The 18,624-nt window shown below is 42.6% G+C and carries 15 protein-coding genes; 12 read left to right on the top strand and 3 right to left on the bottom strand.

All coding sequences use genetic code 11. The annotated features are described in order from the left end of the window. Positions 1–49 precede the first annotated feature (49 nt). The 4 genes from EDD68_RS11245 to EDD68_RS11230 all read left to right on the top strand — a co-directional run bounded on the left by EDD68_RS11245 (position 50) and on the right by EDD68_RS11230 (position 3,814). Positions 50–922 (top strand): DNA-3-methyladenine glycosylase family protein, encoded by an 873-nt coding sequence (locus EDD68_RS11245; RefSeq protein WP_132372386.1) that lies wholly within the window; start codon positions 50–52, stop codon positions 920–922. Between the two features lie 24 nt (positions 923–946). After that, complete coding sequence (gene rlmD, locus EDD68_RS11240; protein WP_243646849.1) at positions 947–2,308, top strand: 23S rRNA (uracil(1939)-C(5))-methyltransferase RlmD; 1,362 nt, start codon at positions 947–949, stop codon at positions 2,306–2,308. Between the two features lie 220 nt (positions 2,309–2,528). After that, positions 2,529–3,002 carry a DUF2243 domain-containing protein gene (locus EDD68_RS11235; RefSeq protein WP_132372384.1) on the top strand — a complete coding sequence of 158 codons (474 nt, stop codon included), beginning with the start codon at positions 2,529–2,531 and terminating at the stop codon, positions 3,000–3,002. Between the two features lie 23 nt (positions 3,003–3,025). After that, on the top strand, positions 3,026–3,814 hold the full coding sequence (locus tag EDD68_RS11230) for a cytochrome c oxidase assembly protein (RefSeq protein ID WP_132372383.1): 789 nt from the start codon (positions 3,026–3,028) through the stop codon (positions 3,812–3,814). 100 nt (positions 3,815–3,914) lie between these two features. Here the strand turns inward: EDD68_RS11230 and EDD68_RS11225 are convergent, their stop codons facing one another. Beyond that, positions 3,915–4,562 carry a glycoside hydrolase domain-containing protein gene (locus tag EDD68_RS11225; RefSeq protein WP_132372382.1) on the bottom strand — a complete coding sequence of 216 codons (648 nt, stop codon included), beginning with the start codon at positions 4,560–4,562 and terminating at the stop codon, positions 3,915–3,917. 242 nt (positions 4,563–4,804) lie between these two features. Here EDD68_RS11225 and EDD68_RS11220 point away from each other — a divergent pair, with 242 nt between their 5' ends. Then, positions 4,805–6,010, top strand: coding sequence for an MFS transporter (locus EDD68_RS11220; RefSeq protein ID WP_132372381.1), 1,206 nt, complete (start codon positions 4,805–4,807; stop codon positions 6,008–6,010). A gap of 299 nt (positions 6,011–6,309) precedes the next feature. Here the strand turns inward: EDD68_RS11220 and EDD68_RS11215 are convergent, their stop codons facing one another. Next, positions 6,310–7,962, bottom strand: a complete 1,653-nt coding sequence (locus tag EDD68_RS11215) for an SLC13 family permease (protein ID WP_132372380.1) — start codon at positions 7,960–7,962, stop codon at positions 6,310–6,312. A gap of 275 nt (positions 7,963–8,237) precedes the next feature. Next, positions 8,238–9,371 carry a zinc-dependent alcohol dehydrogenase gene (locus EDD68_RS11210; RefSeq protein ID WP_132372379.1) on the bottom strand — a complete coding sequence of 378 codons (1,134 nt, stop codon included), beginning with the start codon at positions 9,369–9,371 and terminating at the stop codon, positions 8,238–8,240. 244 nt (positions 9,372–9,615) lie between these two features. Between EDD68_RS11210 and EDD68_RS11205 the strand changes: the two genes are divergently transcribed. The 7 genes from EDD68_RS11205 (at position 9,616) to mbcS (ending at position 18,100) form a co-directional block, all read left to right on the top strand. Next, complete coding sequence (locus EDD68_RS11205) at positions 9,616–10,362, top strand: prepilin peptidase (protein ID WP_132372378.1); 747 nt, start codon at positions 9,616–9,618, stop codon at positions 10,360–10,362. A 336-nt stretch (positions 10,363–10,698) separates the two neighbouring features. Further along, positions 10,699–11,799, top strand: coding sequence for a sensor histidine kinase (locus tag EDD68_RS11200; RefSeq protein ID WP_132372377.1), 1,101 nt, complete (start codon positions 10,699–10,701; stop codon positions 11,797–11,799). Next, complete coding sequence (locus EDD68_RS11195) at positions 11,796–12,431, top strand: response regulator (protein WP_132372376.1); 636 nt, start codon at positions 11,796–11,798, stop codon at positions 12,429–12,431. The genes EDD68_RS11200 and EDD68_RS11195 overlap by 4 nt, the downstream gene beginning before the upstream one ends. 227 nt (positions 12,432–12,658) lie before the next feature. Beyond that, positions 12,659–13,591, top strand: a complete 933-nt coding sequence (locus EDD68_RS11190) for an ABC transporter ATP-binding protein (protein ID WP_132372424.1) — start codon at positions 12,659–12,661, stop codon at positions 13,589–13,591. A gap of 12 nt (positions 13,592–13,603) precedes the next feature. Further along, positions 13,604–14,869, top strand: a complete 1,266-nt coding sequence (locus EDD68_RS11185; protein ID WP_132372375.1) for an ABC transporter permease — start codon at positions 13,604–13,606, stop codon at positions 14,867–14,869. Then, positions 14,866–15,954 (top strand): ABC transporter permease, encoded by a 1,089-nt coding sequence (locus EDD68_RS11180; protein WP_132372374.1) that lies wholly within the window; start codon positions 14,866–14,868, stop codon positions 15,952–15,954. The genes EDD68_RS11185 and EDD68_RS11180 overlap by 4 nt, the downstream gene beginning before the upstream one ends. A gap of 565 nt (positions 15,955–16,519) precedes the next feature. Next, on the top strand, positions 16,520–18,100 hold the full coding sequence (gene mbcS / locus EDD68_RS11175) for an acyl-CoA synthetase MbcS (RefSeq protein WP_132372373.1): 1,581 nt from the start codon (positions 16,520–16,522) through the stop codon (positions 18,098–18,100). Positions 18,101–18,624 lie beyond the last annotated feature (524 nt).

Genomic DNA, 18,624 nt, shown 5'->3' with positions numbered 1-18,624 from the left:
AAGCTTTAAGAAACGTTGAGCAATTCCCTGAGGGGAGGGTGAAGCACGGATGTGGAAAGCTTATGCAGCTGTGAATGGGGCATATGATTTTGACTATGCATTAAGCCGTTACTGCTTTGATCCTTTAGTGAAAGCAGATCAAAAGGAACGATGGATTGATCTACCGGTTCGAATCGGGGATGAACAACATATCGTAAGAATTCAGGCTCTGGGAAATACACGAAACCCCGCATTTTTAATCCAAAGTGATAGTCTGGAACAGAAACAGGAACTGATTCAGTATACGTACCGATTATTTCAATGGGACAAGGATTTAACTAAAATATATGATCATTTTCAACAGACCAGTCTGTCCCCTTTGTTTGCCAGGAATCCGGGAACTCCGGTTGTCAGGGAAGGGCATCTATACGATAGTTTGATCAAAACAATTATTCACCAGCAATTAAATATGAAATTTGCTTATACGTTATCTTCCAGGTTTGTTCAAGCTTTTGGTGAAAAACGGGATGGGGTATGGTTTTATCCAGATCCAAAAAGGGTTGCGGAATTGAAGTATGATGATCTGCGTAAACTTCAATTCAGTCAGCGAAAAGCGGAATATGTCATTGATACATCCAGGCTAATTGCTGAAAATGCCATTGATTTAGAAAATCTTGCAGCAAGGTCTGACGAGCAAGTCATTCAGGAATTGACAAACATCAGAGGGATTGGTGTTTGGACTGCAGAAAACTGGCTGTTGTTCGGAGTTGGTCGGGATGACCTTCTGCCTGCTGCAGATATCGGAATTCAAAACGCATTAAAACAGCTGCTGAATCAAGATCAAAAACCGCCGAAGGAAAAAATTTATGAAATGGGGAAACAATGGTCTCCGTATCGAAGCTATGCATCGCTTGTTTTGTGGAGAAGTATTGAGAAAAATTAGGTGATAATGATGAAAAATCAATCTATGAACGTTCAATTGCATGAAGGACAGGAAATCCCTGTTACCATTAAACGTATTGGCATCAATGGCGAGGGAATTGGTTATTTTAAACGTAAAGCTGTTTTTATACCAGGAACTTTGCCGGGGGAAGAGGTGGTTGCCAGGGTTGAAAAAGATCACCCGAATTATGTTGAAGCAAGAGTAAGAAGGATCCGCAAACAGTCAAAGGACCGAATCGATCCCCCATGTCCCGTTTACGCAAAATGCGGCGGCTGTCAGCTTCAGCATCTCCGTTATGAACGGCAGCTTGAATATAAACGGGAGATGATTCTACAGGCGCTGGATAGATACATGAAAAAAACGATTGATTCGCGGATCGTCGAGCCGACAATTGGAATGGACCACCCCTGGGAATATCGCAATAAAAGCCAGCTTCAGGCTGGAAAACAAAAAGGAAAGGTGATGGCAGGGCTTTATCGGGAGGGAACCCATCAGTTAATAGATGTCACTGATTGCAAGGTACAGCATCCAAAAACCAATGAGATAACCAGAAAGGTTTTGCGCATTATCGAAGATTTAAATATCCCTGTTTACGATGAACGGAAGCGGAAAGGTGTTATACGGAGAATTGTGACGAGGATCGGTTTTCAAACTGGTGACATACAGCTTGTGCTGGTCACGGCTGGAAAACATTTCCCGAAAAAGGAATTGTTTTTAAAGGAAATGAAACGGCGCATTCCCGAGGTAACCTCGGTTCTGCAAAATATCAATCCTAAAAAAACATCGCTGATCTTTGGAGATGAGACACATTTATTGATGGGAAATGAATATATAGAAGAGCAGCTCGGAGGGATCAGATACGATTTGTCTGCACGTGCATTTTTTCAATTAAATCCGGAACAGACGTATAAGCTGTATAACCTGGTCAAATCGTTTTCAGATTTAAACGGGGATGAAACGGTCGTCGATGCTTATTGCGGCGTTGGAACTATCGGATTATGGCTGGCTGAGGATGTCCAAGAGTTAAGAGGAATTGAGATGATAGAGGATGCGGTAAGGGATGCGAGGAGAAATGCAAAAAAGCTCGGGGTTCAAAATGCTGTGTATGTTAGCGGAAAAGCCGAGGACTGGCTGGGTACCTGGTTCAAAGAAGGTTTCAGGCCTGACGTAGTCATTGTGGATCCACCCCGGGCTGGATTGGATGATCGATTAGTGGAGACATTGAAAAGAATCCAACCGAAAAAACTAATCTATGTCTCGTGTAATCCATCTACACTGGCGAAAAATCTGGATGCCTTATCCAGTAAGTTTGAAATTAAACGCATTCAACCCGTCGACATGTTCCCCCATACAAGCCACGTCGAAAGCATCACCCTCCTCGAATAAAAAATAGTGCCTGTCACCTGTCAAACAATGTTGATGCCCCTGAAATTGATTTGTAGGAAAATGGGATAACGGGAGCAGTATGCATTTAGCTCAAAACCCTTTCGACAGGTGCAGTCACTTGTCGGGGTTGTTGTGCGGCTATATTGCATAATACCGATTTCAAGCAGGCATACTATAGAATAATCAGGTTGCCCGCCGAAAATGGAGAGGGATGCCGCCTATGAGAGAAAGTAAAGAACATCCTCCAGTTGCGAATCACCGATTTTATTCATCCCGAAATCTGTGGTCAGGTTTTCTTTTTGGGATGGGCCTTGTTACATTTCTGGATGAATTCATTTTCCATCAGCTCCTCTACTGGCATCATTTTTATGATCGAACGACAACTGCTGTGGGATTAATTTCAGATGGCCTTTTTCACGCTTTCAGCTGGATTGCAACCATCGGAGGGCTTTTTATGTTCGCCGATCTCAAACGACGCAGACAGGTAAATGTAAAAAGATGGTGGGGCGGAGTATTCATTGGAGCAGGTGCTTTTCAGTTATACGATGGAATCATTCATCATAAAATCATGCGGATTCATCAAATTCGCTACGTAGAAAATGTGATTGTTTATGATATCGTGTGGAATGTCACCGCTTCAATTTTGCTCATCATTGGTATATCCATCATTTCTCGGAAAACGAATCATGCATAAAAAAGGAGTATGAACAACTGGACATGTCTGGTAACATCAGCTCATCATCTTTATACCCTTCCGAAATTATCCTGGCCACTCCTTTTGTTACCCTTTTGTTTTTATATTGCTCTGCCGTTTATCTGAATATGAAGCATGGAAAGAGATGGTCTGTTTTCCGCACCTTGTACTGGATTATGGGCACTTTATTTGCCCTCCTTTCTGTAACAGGCCCTATTGCTCGTCTTTCTCACGAACAATTCCCTGTACATATGCTCGGACATTTATTGCTCGGAATGCTTTCTCCTCTTCTCACGGTTTTAGGAGCCCCTGTCACATTGCTTCTCCGCACCCTTTCTGTAAAACAGGCCCGACGGATTACAGCATGGTTGAAAGCAAAACCTTTCGTAATTTTGAGCAATCCCATCTTTGCATCTTTTTTAAATATAGGAGGATTATGGCTCCTGTACACAACTGATTTATACGATCTGATGCACCAAAACCTGTATCTATATCTGTTGATTCATATGCATGTATTTTTAGCAGGATATGTTTTTACGGCTTCTATAATATATATTGATCCTGTATTTCACAGAAGAAGTTACACTTACCGTCTTATCGTCCTTACAGTTGCTTTAGGGGCACACTCAGTTTTATCCAAGTATATTTATGCTTATCCTCCTTCAGGTGTTACGAGAAGTGAGGCAGAAACTGGCGGAATGCTGATGTACTATGGCGGTGATCTGATTGATATAGTTCTTATACTGATTTTTTGTACCCAGTGGTATAAAGCATCTAGACCACGGTTCCGGTCACCTGTCGAAAAACATTAATGCCCCGGAGTCCGTTTTCTAAGGAAACTGGATATCCGGAGCAGTAAAAAAATTGTGGAAAACCAATCCGACAGGTACGGGAACTTGCAGAATGGGAAACTTACCAGAGCATTTCATATAATCGCTCATCAATCAAATTTGTATCGATCGGGCATGATTCTGCATCACGGCCATACTGCCAGCCCCACACATTTTCCCGGCACGGAGGTCTTTGGGGATTATAAGCAGGAGCTTCCCTTCTCCTGGTAACGCCCGGATCGGGCTCTGCACTCCACAAAATTGACTGGATCGCTACTTGTTCATTTTCTGAAACAGCCTGGCAATAGGCAGAACTGAAATTCCCTTCCACCGGATCGTGGTAAAACCCTGGTCTGTAACCGCTCGGGTAAAACACATCCACATAACCTTTAATCCACTCGGCATCCACATCAAAAAACCGTTCGACGTTAGCAAAAAGAACCGTACCTTTAGGTATGCCCAGCCGTTCTGCCTGAAAAATGGTATTTCTGGCTGTTACACGCCCCTGCCGGTTTCCGGTAGCATCCCGGAACCGATTATAAATCGGAAGCACCTTTGTTCCGCTGTTGTGCAAAAGTTCCACTTCTTCCCGGGTTAAGCCTTCTGAAGCTCCTTCTACCGTGGTGAGGTACCTTCCCCAGAACTCTGGCTTTCCAAAATTATTTAAGACACAGTTATACAAATCTTCCGTTGCACGAGCTGCTGAATCTACTCCCCAGACATATCCCACTGAAGTTAACTCCTTTCCTCATCTTATCTAATGAAATCAATAAAAAAATGCCATAGGGATATGGCAATTACCAGGTAATCAAACGTCATCATATATATATATGACAAACGTTTGCAAAAGGGAACTTGTATGAAAAACACAGAACAGTGCCTGTCTCCTGTTGGGGATTGCGTTAAATTTTTACATACTCGATGATTCCTATATAATAGTAGGTATGAATTTAAGTAACTGGAAGTGACATCATGGATCATAAGCCTTACACCATACGAGATTTATATTTTTGGAAAATAGCATTTAGCCTTGCACTGGCTTCTTTCTTTATTTTTGCCTCCATGTATGCGGTTCAGCCCCTTCTCCCAATATTTGTAGCAGAGTTTGGGATCAGTGTTTCAGCGTCCAGTTTATCCCTGTCTCTAACAATTATCGGTCTCATTGGAGGGCTAATTGTTCTTGGTTTTCTTTCTGACCGACACGGGAGAACGGTATTTATCAAACTGTCCCTGGCGGGGTCTGTGGTGCCATTTCTTGTGATTCCACTGTTTGATTCGTTTGCTGTACTGGTTTTGTTCCGGATGATTCAGGGATTTGCGCTTGCCGGGCTACCAGCAGCTGCCCTTGCCTATATCGGAGAAGAAATTGACAAAAGAAGTATAGGGGTTTCTACTGCCCTTTATATTTCCAGCAATGCCCTTGGCGGGATGATGGGCCGTGTGTTTGCCGGATACATAACAGACTATTACTCGTGGCAGACTGCCTTTTATGTTTTAGCCATTCTCGGCATCATTATATTATTTATAGTCATGCTTCTGCTGCCGAAATCCCGATTTTTTAAACCTGGTCACCTCTCTTTTAAGAAAGATTTATCAGGTTTTCTCGTTCATTTGAAAAATCCTAGACTACTTTTGATATATGGACTAGGCGTCATTTTGCAGCTCTCTTTTACCGGGATCTGGACTTATCTGCCATTTTATCTCGCTTCTGAACCCTTTTCTCTCTCTATACAGGCCATATCGAACATGTTTTTTGCCTATGGTTTAGGTGTTGTGGGATCACCCCTTGCCGGATGGCTGGCGGGTATCTTTGGATTGCGAAAAATGCGACTTGCGGGAATCGTCGTCCTTTCCATCGGAATCTTGATGACACTGGTGAATTCTCTTTTGATCATTATGTTTGGTCTCTGTATAGCATGTCTGGGCTTTTTTACCGCCCATTCCATTACCGCGACATCAGTCAGTGAAATTGCAACACACCACAGGGGGAGTGCATCCAGCCTGTATCTTGTTGCCTATTATATCGGTGTATCCATGGGAAGCACTGCGCTGGGACCGGTGTGGGATATATTAGGATGGTCTGGGCTGATTATAATAATAGGTTTATTACCAGTGGGGTATCTTTTAGCTGTAAGTCTTTTTGAGGCAAGAAATACGCTGAAAAAACGAGGGTTCTAAAAATGTCGCCTTTATAAATGGAAAGTCAGTGATGATAGAAGGGGAAATTTTTCAATCCAATGATGCAACATGATATTATAAAAAACCAGTCACAACGGCTTGAAGTGAGATGTTTCCCATAGGGGAAGGGTCTCCCATAGCCAGTTATGACTGGTTTTCTTATCATTAGACTTCTCAAACAGCTTAGGCTCCTGACCTCTCTTGCTACTCTGGATTCGTGGCAGGGGAGAAGAGATCATCGATCCAGATCAATTGGCAGTATAAGGTGCAACATAGGACATGGAGGTTTTTTGAATATTCTACTCATTTAGAAATACTTCAGGAATCGTTGTTAAATCAATTCCCCAGATGAGTGGTAAGAAAAAGTATATACTGATCGCTACTAAAAATATCCCGATAATATTTAACAGAAAACCTGCCTTTGCCATATCCGGAATGCGCAAATAGTCAGAGCCAAATACAACAGCGTTTGGAGGTGTAGCAACAGGAAGCATAAATGCGCAGGAGGCGGCTACACCAGCTGCAATCATAACCGCATATGGATGAATTCCTAAAGCAAGAGCAAGAGCTACCATAATTGGATACATCATGTTTGCAGTAGCTGTGTTGGAGGTGATTTCTGTTAGGAAAATTACTAGTCCTGCTACGATTAACAGCACGACAAACAGGTTCATTCCTTCAAGGGAAGATAGCTGACTTCCAATCCATTCAGATAGTCCGGATGTACTAAATCCGGAAGCTATGGCTAAACCTCCGCCGAATAATAGTAAGATGCCCCATGGCAGCTTAACGGCTGTTTGCCAGTCTAGAAGGAAATCACCCTGTCTGTTTTTTGAAGGGATGATAAAAAGAATTAAAGCAGCTGTCATCGCAATGATGGCATCATTGATATTTTCATTAATATTTACGAGTACAAAGGAACGGCTAATCCATGCAAACGCTGTCAATACAAATACAGCAAACACAGCTTTTTCCTCAAATGATGATTGCCCCAGTTTTCTTTTTTCTGCAGAAATGATTTCCCTTCCACCAGGTAGTTCCTTTAACTTAAAAGGAAATGCAATGCGGGTGAGGTAGAACCATGTGATGAAAATAAATAACCAGGCTATTGGGGCACCGAATAACATCCAGGTAGCAAAGGAAATTTCGATATCATAAAGTTCTTGAACCGTTGCCGCCAGTGCTGCGTTTGGGGGTGTGCCGATCAGTGTAGCAATGCCCCCTATGGATGCGGAGTAGGCAATGCCTAACATAATTGCTTTGCCAAAATTGAAGTTTCCTTTCGTGGTATCAATCGTTTGATCTCCTTTTAATGCTTCAGAAACTTGATAGATGACCGCCAGACCAATTGGAACCATCATCATGGCAGTTGCTGTATTGGAAATCCACATCGATAAAAATCCTGTGGCAATCATGAATCCAAGAATAATCCGGTCAGGATTTGTCCCGATAATGGAAATAATATTCATGGCAATGCGTTTATGCAAATTCCATTTTTCCATGGCAAGGGCAATCATAAAGCCACCCATAAATAGAAAGATCGTATTGTTGGCATAAGAAGAGGTAGTGGAACCTGCATCAAGTCCTCCTGTTAATGGAAAAAGGATGATCGGCAATAGAGATGCTGCCGGTATCGGTACAGCTTCAGTCATCCACCAGACGGCAATCCACAGTGTGCTTGCAAGAATAGCAACCCCTTCTTTTGACAGATCTTCTGGAGAAAAGAACAGTAAGGTTAAAAGGAATAAAACAGGGCCCAAAATCAGTCCGAACAGCTGTACAGGCTTATAGCCCCGGTTGTTTCTACCGCTGCCATTTCCACCTGTTGAATGGGACGACTGATCCGATTGGCCATCTGCCATCTTGCTTTCAGCGGGTTTGGTAAAAAAACGAAAAAAATCTTTCACTTCATCATGTTTATCCCATAACCATTTCCATGATGCCGAAAACATTTTCATTCCCCTTTCATAAACAGTTTCCTATGATTCCAAATAAAAATAAAATTCTAAAAATTCAACCGCTAAAAGAACCGCCAGATTATTCTCCTCCCCTACCATCACAAAAACCCCATAAAAAAGTATAGCTCATTGAAAGGGTGCTGTCACCTGTCGAAAAAAATTTTGCCAGGATCGCAAAAATAAGGGTTTTATGCGATCCTGGCACAGTCAAAAAACATGAAATAGGGCAGCCCCAAAGTGACAGACACTTGTTTCGAATTTTGTCAATATCAAGGGTTCAGTACGACTTTAATACAATTATCCTGCTTATCGCTAAAAATCTGGTATCCGTGAGAAGCCTCCTCAAGGGGAAGTTTATGAGTTATAATAGCTGTTGGGTCAATCTCTTCGTTTACAATCTGCCTGTACAATTCAGGCATATAGGTCCTGGCATGGGCCTGCCCCATTTTTAAGGTAATGTTTTTTGCAAAAAATGCACCGAGGGGAAACATATTGTATCTCGAGCCATAAACCCCGGTAAGCTGCAGGGTTCCACACTTTTTCGTCGCTTTAGTAGCAATCTGTATAGGTCCCAGAGTACCTCCCTGAAGTTTTAATTTTTGTTCGATAAACTCAAGAGGCGACTTTTTTCCATCCATTCCCACGCAATCAATGACTACATCTGCGCCGCCTTTTGTCATTTCTTTCAGGGTTTCCCCTGTGTCGGGATCTTCAGTAAAATTCAAAACTTCTGTCTTATTTACTTTCTTTGCATGGTCCAGCCGATAGTTAATATAATCAACTGCTATGACACGCTCGGCCCCTTTTTGCCACGCAAATTGCTGAACCATAAGCCCAATCGGACCGCATCCAAGCACGATGACCGTATCTCCTGGCTTTACACCCGCGTTTTCCACACTCCAGTAGGCGGTAGGCAACACGTCAGATAAAAAAAGGAGTGCATCATCATTTAATTCACAATCTTCAGGAACTTTAAAAGGTGTAAAATTACCATATGGGACCCTTAAATACTCTGCCTGTCCTCCGGGGTAGTTGCCAAATTTTTCGGAATAGCCAAAATACCCTCCGGAGTCGTAATGGGGATTGGAATGATCACACTGACTCACCAGTCCACTGGAACAGTATTGACAGTGCCCACAGGCTACCGTAAAGGGAATCACTACACGATCTCCCTTTTTAATGTTTGTAACCCCCGGTCCGACTTCCTCCACAATTCCCATAGGTTCATGGCCGATTATATAACCCTGGGGAAGCGGGATACTTCCCTGATACAAGTGGAGGTCAGAACCACATATAGCAGTCGACGTAATCCGGACGATGATATCATCTTTTTTCAATATTTTTGGGTCCTCTTCTTCTGTAACCTGGACATTGTGCATTCCCTGATAGGTAACAGCTTTCATAAACGTTCCTCCATTTCGATTTAATGACCAGCCTTATTTTCTGCATATCAACAGGAAATATTCTGTGTTGCCTGTCACCTCCCGAAATTTGCAGGAATTTGTCATACAGAGAATCCTGATTTCGACTGAAAATAATCAGGGGTTTTGTCTTTTTTTCCTAAAAAATATGTTAAAATTCTATTCGACAAGTGACAGGTACCAACCAGCAAAAATCTGTATGTAAAAGGACTGACAGTTTGTGTGGATGGTTATGCTATATGTATTTATACTTGGTCTTGTTTTGGGATCATTTTTTAATGTGGTTGGCATTCGCATTCCTAGAAATCAATCCATTGTATCTCCGCCTTCTGCATGTTTGAATTGCGGGAGACGATTAACTCCCGGAGATTTAATCCCCGTTCTATCGTATATTTGGTTAAAAGGAAAATGCAGAGATTGTAACGCCGGCATCTCCCCCCTATACCCGGTTATGGAGCTCCTGACTGCGTTTCTCTTTGTGGTTGCCTTCGATCAGATTGGGTTCCAGTGGGAACTGCTGGTGGCATTCACGCTTATATCCCTGCTAGCGATTGTGACAGTCAGTGATCTTAACTATATGATTATTCCAGATCGTGTTTTAGTCTTTTTTTCTGTTCTTTTTGTGGTTGAGAGGGTGCTCATCCCCCTTTCCCCCTGGTATGATTCCTTGCTGGGGGCAGCAACAGGTTTTCTCTTGCTTCTTGCAATTGCCATTGTCAGTAAAGGGGGAATGGGCGGCGGAGATATAAAACTATATGCCGTTATCGGATATGTGCTGGGGTTGAAAGGGGTACTTTTATCCTTTTTTCTTGCGGCGTTGATCGGATCGGTTGCTGGTTTAGCCGGTATAATAGCAGGCAGGATCAACCGACAAAAACCGATTCCTTTTGCACCGTTTATCGCAACCGGCTCAATCCTGGCCTACTTTTATAGTGAACCATTCTATCAGTGGTACCTCGATTTTGTTATTTAAACTGACAGACAGGTTGTTGCGCAAACGAAAAGTCTTTATTAAAACGATTTATCCTGACATAGAGAAGGATTGCATTCATCAGTTTCTGGAGCCTTTTCATACAGGTCGTGTCAGGAAGAAAATTTATTGAGGGCATCGGATATAAGAAACGGATGCAGGCAAAGAAGTGGATTTCCCTTTTACCTGGACATATTGGGATTCATGTTTTGTAAAATAAAGATATATAAACACGAACAGCCTTTATTTGCTTTTAAGAATCTATTTAAAAAATATAGTAGGAAGGGCCCTCGGTATTTTGAAGGCAGTTTTAAACCCTGAAGGAAAGGGGGACAGGCTATGCGAGAATTCTGGGTCAAATTTCTAACCACTGTCTTACTGCTGGCTGCAACAATTTATGATTATATCGGAGAAGATTCATTGTTTTTGGTTATGCTGGTGTTTACCGGATTTTTAACTATCTATTTTTTGCTGCCATTGACACGAAAACCACTTTATCTATACACCGCTCTCATTCTGACTCTGTTTATTCTACCGCTGATCAACACCAATCACAGCAGCATCTATCCGTTTTTTCTCCTCATATACATTCTTATCGATGGTTTATTTCGACTTGCTCCCGCCAATTTCAAGATATTTATCTTTATCCATATGGCATCGGTAATACTGTGGATGTCCATGGAACCTCTCTTTTCCTTTGAGTTATTGCTGCTTATTTTATTTGTTTACGTTTTAGCCTGGAATTTAAATCGAGAGCGTTATGAAAAACATATGAAGCAGGATCTCTATGAAACATTACTGGGGGAATTCCGCAAACTAAAAAGGCTTGCCTATGAGGCGGAAAGGGCTGCGAGGCTTGAAGAGCGGACTAAGATTGCCAGAGACATTCATGATTCCGTGGGACATAAGCTGACAGCTCTCATCATGAAGCTGCAAGTGCTGGGGTATAAGGAAAACCACCCGGATTATGAGGAACTAAAAAAACTTGCTGCAGATAGTCTCGATGAAACCCGCCAGGCAGTTCGGGCGTTAAAAACAGAAGAGGAAGGAGGATTTGCTTCTGTTTTGCAGCTCATCCGCAAGCTGGAATCAGAAAGTCATATTATTTTAGATTTGACGATACGAAAAGGAGTCCTAACAGCGAGACTTTCAAATAAGCAAAATATTGCCCTGTATCGAATCATTCAGGAAGCACTCACCAATGCGATGCGTCATTCCCGTTCAAGGGAAGTCAAAGTGGTTTTTCGTTTAAATGCAGTGGGAAATCTGGAGTTTACCGCAGAAAACAAAGTAGAACCCCATTATACTTTTTCATGGGGGTTTGGATTAACCGGCATGAAGGAAAGGATGGAAGAGATGAATGGACGGTTTGACGCTTATATAAGTGAGAACCGGTTTATTGTGGAAGGAATGATACCGCTGGAGGCGAGGATACATTGAAAAAAGGAATTTTGATAGTGGAAGATCAGGCAATTGTTCGTCAGGGGATTAAAATGATGGTGGAGCAAGATGAGTCTCTGGAGGTTATCGGAGAAGCTGAAAATGGCCTGAAAGCGATTGAAATGATGGAAAAACATATAGTGGACCTAGTTTTGATGGATGTCCGGATGCCCATTATGAACGGCATCGAGGCCACGAGACGAATAAAAAATAGATGGAAAACGGTACATGTACTCATTCTTACTACTTTCAATGATGATGATTATGCCCTGCAAGCGTTAAAGGCAGGAGCTGATGGATTTTTGCTTAAGGCTTCAGAACCGGATCAGCTGCTAAGGGCGATTCATAGTTGTCTGAATGGCGGGATGTCCATTCAAGACGAGGTAGCAGCAAGGGTGGTTCCGAAGCTGTTAAAACATTCATCAGAATCTCGTAAGGATCTTCCTTTATCACCAAGGGAGCGAGCCATCACTGAGTTAGTGGGCAAAGGAAAAACAAACAAGGAAATTGCAGAAGAATTGCATATATCGATAGGGACGGTGAAAAATCATGTCACACAGATTTTACATAAATTAGAACTCCGGGACCGAACCCAGCTGGCTATATTCGCTGTCAAACACGACCTCGCATAAACAGGAGTGCCAGTCACCTGTCAAAAAATCTCTGACTGGAAGGAGCGTCTTTTTTTAACGGATGGCGCTCCTTTTATCATGTTCTCAACTTATACCTATTCGACAGATGACTGGCACCCGTCTGACTCTGGTCACGGTTTTCCCCGGCTTTTCATGACTCAGGTAAGATTTCAGAAGGTCTGGTTTCCGATTATGATAAGATCAAGAAAAGAAATGAGGTGAACAGTATGCTAGAAGCAGTGGACCTGACAAAACATTATAAGCAGACCAGAGCAGTAGATGGGGTCAATTTATTTATAGAAAAAGGAGAAATCATTGGTCTCCTTGGCCCAAACGGAGCGGGAAAGTCGACTACCATATCCATGCTTTCCACATTGATTCAACCATCTTCAGGGGATGTTCGTTATTTGAACGAAAGCATGTTGAAACACCCGCAAAAATTGAGGGAACATCTCGGTGTCGTTCCGCAGGAAATTGCTCTTTATTCTGACTTAACAGCTCGTGAAAATCTTGAGTTTTTCGGAAAACTTTATAAAATGAACAAACGCGAGCTTACCAAAAGAATGGAAGAAGTTTTTCAAATAGTAGGACTTGAAAACAAGCAAAGAGAGCTGGTGAAACATTTTTCCGGAGGGATGAAACGAAGGCTGAATATTGGGGCGGCCCTGCTTCATCAGCCTTCCATTATGTTTATGGATGAACCAACAGTAGGCATTGATCCTCAGTCGAGAAGCTATATTCTGGATACAGTAAAACAATTAAACAGGGAACATGGCATGACGATTGTTTATACCAGCCATTACATGGAAGAAGTGGAATACCTCTGTGATCGGATTTACATCATGGACCAGGGGAAAATCATTGCCTCAGGAACAAAAGCTGAAATTAAAAATATTTTATCCTCTGAACAAACCTTTATCATCGAAGCGCAATCATTTAAAAAGGAATTTGTTGAACGCCTCATGGAAGATGTTTCTGTCCGGCAGGTTTCCGAAAGCGGAAACAAAGTGACCGTAATCGTACCTAAAGATCTCAACTACTTTCAGACCATTATTCAAATGGCGGATGAAACAAACCAGGATTTAAAGGCCGTGGAAGTGCAGAAACCCACATTGGAAGATGTCTTTCTTCATTTAACCGGAAAAGCATTACGGGATTAAGGAGGGTGGACGATGATTATGTCATTTGTCAAAAAACAGTTGCTGTTGACGGTTCGGAACCGTCAACATTTTACTCTGCTCCTGGCGATGCCCTTAATCCTTGTGTGGATTATCAATTTTGCGGTAGGAGACTTATGGAGTCAGGAAACCCCTGCACTTGAAGGAAAAATTGCTATAGCTGAGCACGGAGATGAACAAAAGGATCTTGAACAAATCAAACAGGATCTGAATCAGATTCCTGTTCCAGAAGAACAAAAAAAACGTATTCTTGCTGATATTGAACAATTTCAGCCTGTTCATCTATTAAAAAAACAGGTATTGGGCAACGAAGCATTTCAACAATCATTGAAACTGGAGGAAATTACTCCGAATCAGATTCATGAATTAAAAGACAATGATGATTATGCTGTCATTATAGAAGTTCCTGAACATTTTACCTATCAGCTATTCATGAATATGGCTGCTGATCATCAGGATACCGTCCCTGAGTTAACCTATTATTTTAACGAAAGCAGCGAGTTTACAGCCGGCGTCATCATGGATCTTTTGCTTGCCTTTGAGGAAGAGATGAAAACGATGATGATTTTTGAGCGTTATAACCTGGCTGATTTACGGGTGCCAACTGAAGAAATAAAGGGTTCCGTACAAACGCTTTCCCGTGCCAATCCCCTGACTTCCACTATGTATTACGCTGTGGGAATGAGTGTGATGTTTGTGCTGTACATCGCATCCACCCTTGGAACTTATGCCTATGATGAAAAACGTCTTCACCTATTTGATCGCCTGATTCTGGCCCGGTCATCAAGGTGGACCTATCTGGCGGCGATATTTCTGACAGGTACCCTTCTTGCGTTCATTCAACTGTTGATCTTATATGGTATGTCAAGCATTTTTTTTCGAATGAAATGGCCAGATCTCAATCAATTTTTGCTTATTACATTCATTCTCAGCATGAGTATTGGAGCCTTGTCTACCCTGTTAACCTCGTTTAACTATCGCATGGATTCAAACCAGGCATCCTCGGTATTCAGCAACTTAATTGTGACTGTAGTTGCATTTTTAGGAGGGAGTTTTTTTCCGGTACAGTTTATTTCAGAATTCATTAAAACCATTGGAAATCTGACACCGAATGGTGCAGCGCTGTCAGCCTATTTAACTTCATTGCAGGGCTATGGCTTTTCGGATATCCAGCCCTATTTGACCAACCTTTTAATATTTGCAGTAACGGTAACGATAATCGCCGCCTTTATGTTTCCAAAGAGGGGGGGAGCGTCATGAGAGCGGTCTTATTTGCGCAATTCCGAACTCTGTTCAGAAAACCGTGGGGATTTATTGCTCTGACCATCACTTCCATTCTGTTCTCCTTTGTTCTAGGAATGGACGGAAACAGCAGTCGTGTTATTCCGGTCTATCAGGCCGGTGATGAATCCGTAACGGAAGAGGTGCTTGACATTCTCGAAACAGAAAGCACGCATCAGTTTAGATCAGTGGAAAAATCCGAAGTCATCCGTCTTGTAAAAGAAGGAAGGGCGACTGCCGGTCTCTTTTTATTCGATGATAAATTTAAAATGGTGACAGCTGCTGAAAATGGCAGTATTCTATCACTGGAACAGCAGGTGAAAAAAGCATACGCTAAACGCCTGCAAAAAGAAAAATTACGGGAAAGTGGAAATGATCAGGCGACAGTGCTCATGAAACGGCTGGAAGAGGATCTCTTTGATGTCAAAACCGTCAGCGTTTCCAGCGAAGAAGTCTTTGAATACGATAACCAGCTTCATGCTCTGTATGGGATGACGGTATTTTACGTCATCTATACGATTGCATTTAATGTCATTCACATTTTGACCGCAAAACAGCATGGAATATGGGATCGGATGATTTTGTCCCCTGCGAAAAAATGGGAGATTTATACTGGGATTTTGTCATATGCCTTTGTTCTTGGATACATGCAGGTCGCGGTGATTTTCGGACTATTCAAATGGGGACTGGGAGTAGACTTTTATGGTGGATTCCTGAAAACCCTGATCGTGATGATGGCATATGTTCTTGCCATTGTGGCTCTTTCGGTATTGATTGTCGGAATATCGAAAAATCTACCGACTTTTAATACTCTGGTACCGCTTTTATCTGTTTCACTTGCGATGATTGGAGGAGCTTTTTGGCCGATTGAACTGGTGTCAAATAAATATATGCTGTTTTTTGCAAAATTTGATCCCATTACGTATGTTCTGGAAGCTTTAAAACAAGTCACCCTGTATCAGGGAACAATGACTGATGCCCTGTATCCGATCAGTGTTTTACTGTTTATGAGTGTCATTATGATGGGAGTAGGGATGAATCTGATGGAAAGAAGAAATGACTGATTCTCTAAACATTTAAGATAAGCGAATCTTCCAAAGTGAGGCTGGGACAAAACTTCATAAGTAAATGAAATATTCGAACGATATTCAAACATCACATGAATGAGTTCGGATATTTTTTTACTTCGTCAACATGCTGCGCTTTCCGCGGGAACAGCCTAAGGCTTCCTAAGGCAGCTCATCTATTCTGTCTTTAGGGATATGTTCCCGCGACGCACAGGACGTGCTCGTGTCGACGCTGGCAAACAGGACGTGGCCGGTTTTAGTCGACCAGGAGTCTTCGCATGTTGACTACGTCATTTTCAGTAAAATGGTTCGGCTTTTCCACCGTTCATTTCTTTTTTGTCCCAGCCTCATTTTCTTCCGATCATACGGAAGAGAGCACAACTGAACATGACCTTTTTCCTTCTTCCGGAGCTGAGATGGAAAAAAGCACCTAAGATTATCAAAATTTCATTAAAAATTTTTTTAATAATATAATTTAAAATTTTTTGATAATTTGCTATAATCTCTATTGAGTTTTCTATTGAGCACTCGCTCGAAAAAAATAGGTAGGGGGCTGATGCTTGTGAAACGAGAAGATCTGATCGCGCCAGATAAATACAATATCGTTTCGGAAATTGAGCGATATGCAGAAGATCCTGGGCGCATCGCACTGAAATGGGAAAGTGATCAAGGGGAAACAAAAGAGATCACCTATGCTGAATTAATGAAAAAGGCAAACAAAATTGGAAACGTTTTCTTAAACATGGGCCTGAAAAAAGGTGACAAAGTGTTAATTATGATACCAAGGCTGGTTGAAGCGTATCAAGTTTATATTGCCGCGTTAAAATCAGGGATCGTCGTTATTCCGAGTTCAGAAATGCTTCGAGCCAAGGATCTGCAGTATCGGATTTCTCACGGGGAAGTAAAAGGAGTCGTCAGCTATTATCCGTTCGTTGAGGAGTTTGAGAAAGTGGAAAACATAGATGATCTGAAGAAATTTGTCGTCGGTAAAGAAGCAGAAGGATGGTTTGACCTCGATGGTTTAATGGAAGATGCATCTGATGAATTGGCAGTGGCTGACACGAGACGCGACGACATGGCATTCTTATCCTATACTTCCGGAACAACAGGCAATCCGAAAGGGGTTGTTCATACCCACGGCTGGGGATATGCTCACCTGCGGACTGCTGCACCAAACTGGCTATGTATTGAGGAAGGGAATACGGTCTGGGCTACTGCAGGTCCAGGATGGGCGAAATGGATCTGGAGTCCGTTTCTCTCTACATTAGGTTCGGGAGCAACCGGATTTGTTTATCTGGGTAAGTTTGATCCTCAAAAATATTTGAGCCTTATGGACAAGTATGATGTCAATGTTCTTTGCTGTACACCGACAGAATATCGGCTGATGGCGAAAGTGGACAATCTGGATGATTATAAGCTTGAAAATCTTCACAGTGCTGTTTCTGCCGGGGAACCTTTGAACCGCGAAGTCATTGACACATTCAAAAAGCATTTTAACGTAACTGTGCGAGACGGTTATGGTCAAACGGAAAATACACTCCTTGTAGGTGTATTGAAGGGCATGGAAGTAAAACCAGGTTCCATGGGGAAACCGACCCCTGGAAACAGTGTGGAAATTATTGATGAAGACGGAAATCCAGTAAAGCCAGGTGAGGTAGGGGACATTGCCGTCCATGTTTCCACTCCTGCCCTGTTTAAAGAATATTATAAGGATCCGGAACGTACTCAGATGGCATTCCGCGGTGAGTATTACCTGACTGGAGACCAGGCCAACAAAGACGAGGACGGATATTTCTGGTTTGAGGGACGAAGCGATGATATCATCATCAGCTCCGGTTATACGATCGGGCCATTTGAAGTTGAAGATGCCCTTGTCAAACATCCGGCTGTCAAAGAATGTGCAGTTGTTGCCAGCCCGGATGAAGTTCGGGGTCATGTCGTTAAAGCATTTGTTGTCCTGAAAGATGATGTTGATCCAGAACGTGAAGGACTCGTCAAAGAACTTCAGGAGCATGTAAAGGATCTGACAGCACCATATAAATACCCGCGAAAAATTGAGTTCATCGATGAACTGCCAAAAACAACATCCGGAAAAATCCGCCGCGTAGAATTGAGAAAACGGGAAAAAGAAGCTGCAAAATAAAATACAACCGATTAACTTTTTCAATTTCCCCGGCACAGTTTGGCTGTCGGGGTTTTTGTCTGTGCCAATGATTCAGGAGGAGAGTGTTTCATCTGAGAAGAAAGCCAGAAACACCCCGGGGGGAGTGTATCCGTCCTGGGGCGGCAAAGGGGAGCGGAACTGCCCGGGGGAAAGCATGGGTTAGCGCAATCGCTCATGGATGCGTTGCAACCGCCCAATAAGCAGGTGTCAATCGCCCAAGAAAGTACTGCCATGGCTCAAAGTGCGCCCTGACTGCCCAAGTAAGTAATGGAACAGCCCAAAAGCAAGAACTGACGGCCCAAGGGGTTAGTGCCATCACCCATGGATGTACTTCAACCGCACAGGGGGAGAGCGCAAGCATCAAAAGAAAACCATAAGCGCAAAAAAACACGTATTTCTAACAAATAAAAAATAAAGAGCGGAAAAATGTTCGATGAAAGACTACAGGGAACCATCTGACAGGATGAATCTGGATCCCAGAACTCTGATGAATCCCAGGATCT

The organism is Melghiribacillus thermohalophilus, assembly GCF_004342905.1.
Taxonomy (GTDB): Bacteria; Bacillota; Bacilli; order Bacillales; family Alkalibacillaceae; genus Melghiribacillus; species Melghiribacillus thermohalophilus.
Note: the sequence above shows the minus strand (reverse complement) of the source record. Positions and strands in the feature narration are given on the sequence as shown.

Coding starts and splice junctions, on each gene's coding strand:
- EDD68_RS11230 (WP_132372383.1), top strand. CDS start 3,026: ATGTCTGGTAACATCAGCTCATCATCTTTATACCCTTCCGAAATTATC.
- EDD68_RS11245 (WP_132372386.1), top strand. CDS start 50: ATGTGGAAAGCTTATGCAGCTGTGAATGGGGCATATGATTTTGACTAT.
- EDD68_RS11215 (WP_132372380.1), bottom strand. CDS start 7,962: ATGTTTTCGGCATCATGGAAATGGTTATGGGATAAACATGATGAAGTG.
- EDD68_RS11220 (WP_132372381.1), top strand. CDS start 4,805: ATGGATCATAAGCCTTACACCATACGAGATTTATATTTTTGGAAAATA.
- EDD68_RS11180 (WP_132372374.1), top strand. CDS start 14,866: ATGAGAGCGGTCTTATTTGCGCAATTCCGAACTCTGTTCAGAAAACCG.
- EDD68_RS11200 (WP_132372377.1), top strand. CDS start 10,699: ATGCGAGAATTCTGGGTCAAATTTCTAACCACTGTCTTACTGCTGGCT.
- EDD68_RS11235 (WP_132372384.1), top strand. CDS start 2,529: ATGAGAGAAAGTAAAGAACATCCTCCAGTTGCGAATCACCGATTTTAT.
- EDD68_RS11205 (WP_132372378.1), top strand. CDS start 9,616: ATGGTTATGCTATATGTATTTATACTTGGTCTTGTTTTGGGATCATTT.
- EDD68_RS11210 (WP_132372379.1), bottom strand. CDS start 9,371: ATGAAAGCTGTTACCTATCAGGGAATGCACAATGTCCAGGTTACAGAA.
- EDD68_RS11190 (WP_132372424.1), top strand. CDS start 12,659: ATGCTAGAAGCAGTGGACCTGACAAAACATTATAAGCAGACCAGAGCA.
- rlmD (WP_243646849.1), top strand. CDS start 947: ATGAACGTTCAATTGCATGAAGGACAGGAAATCCCTGTTACCATTAAA.
- EDD68_RS11185 (WP_132372375.1), top strand. CDS start 13,604: ATGATTATGTCATTTGTCAAAAAACAGTTGCTGTTGACGGTTCGGAAC.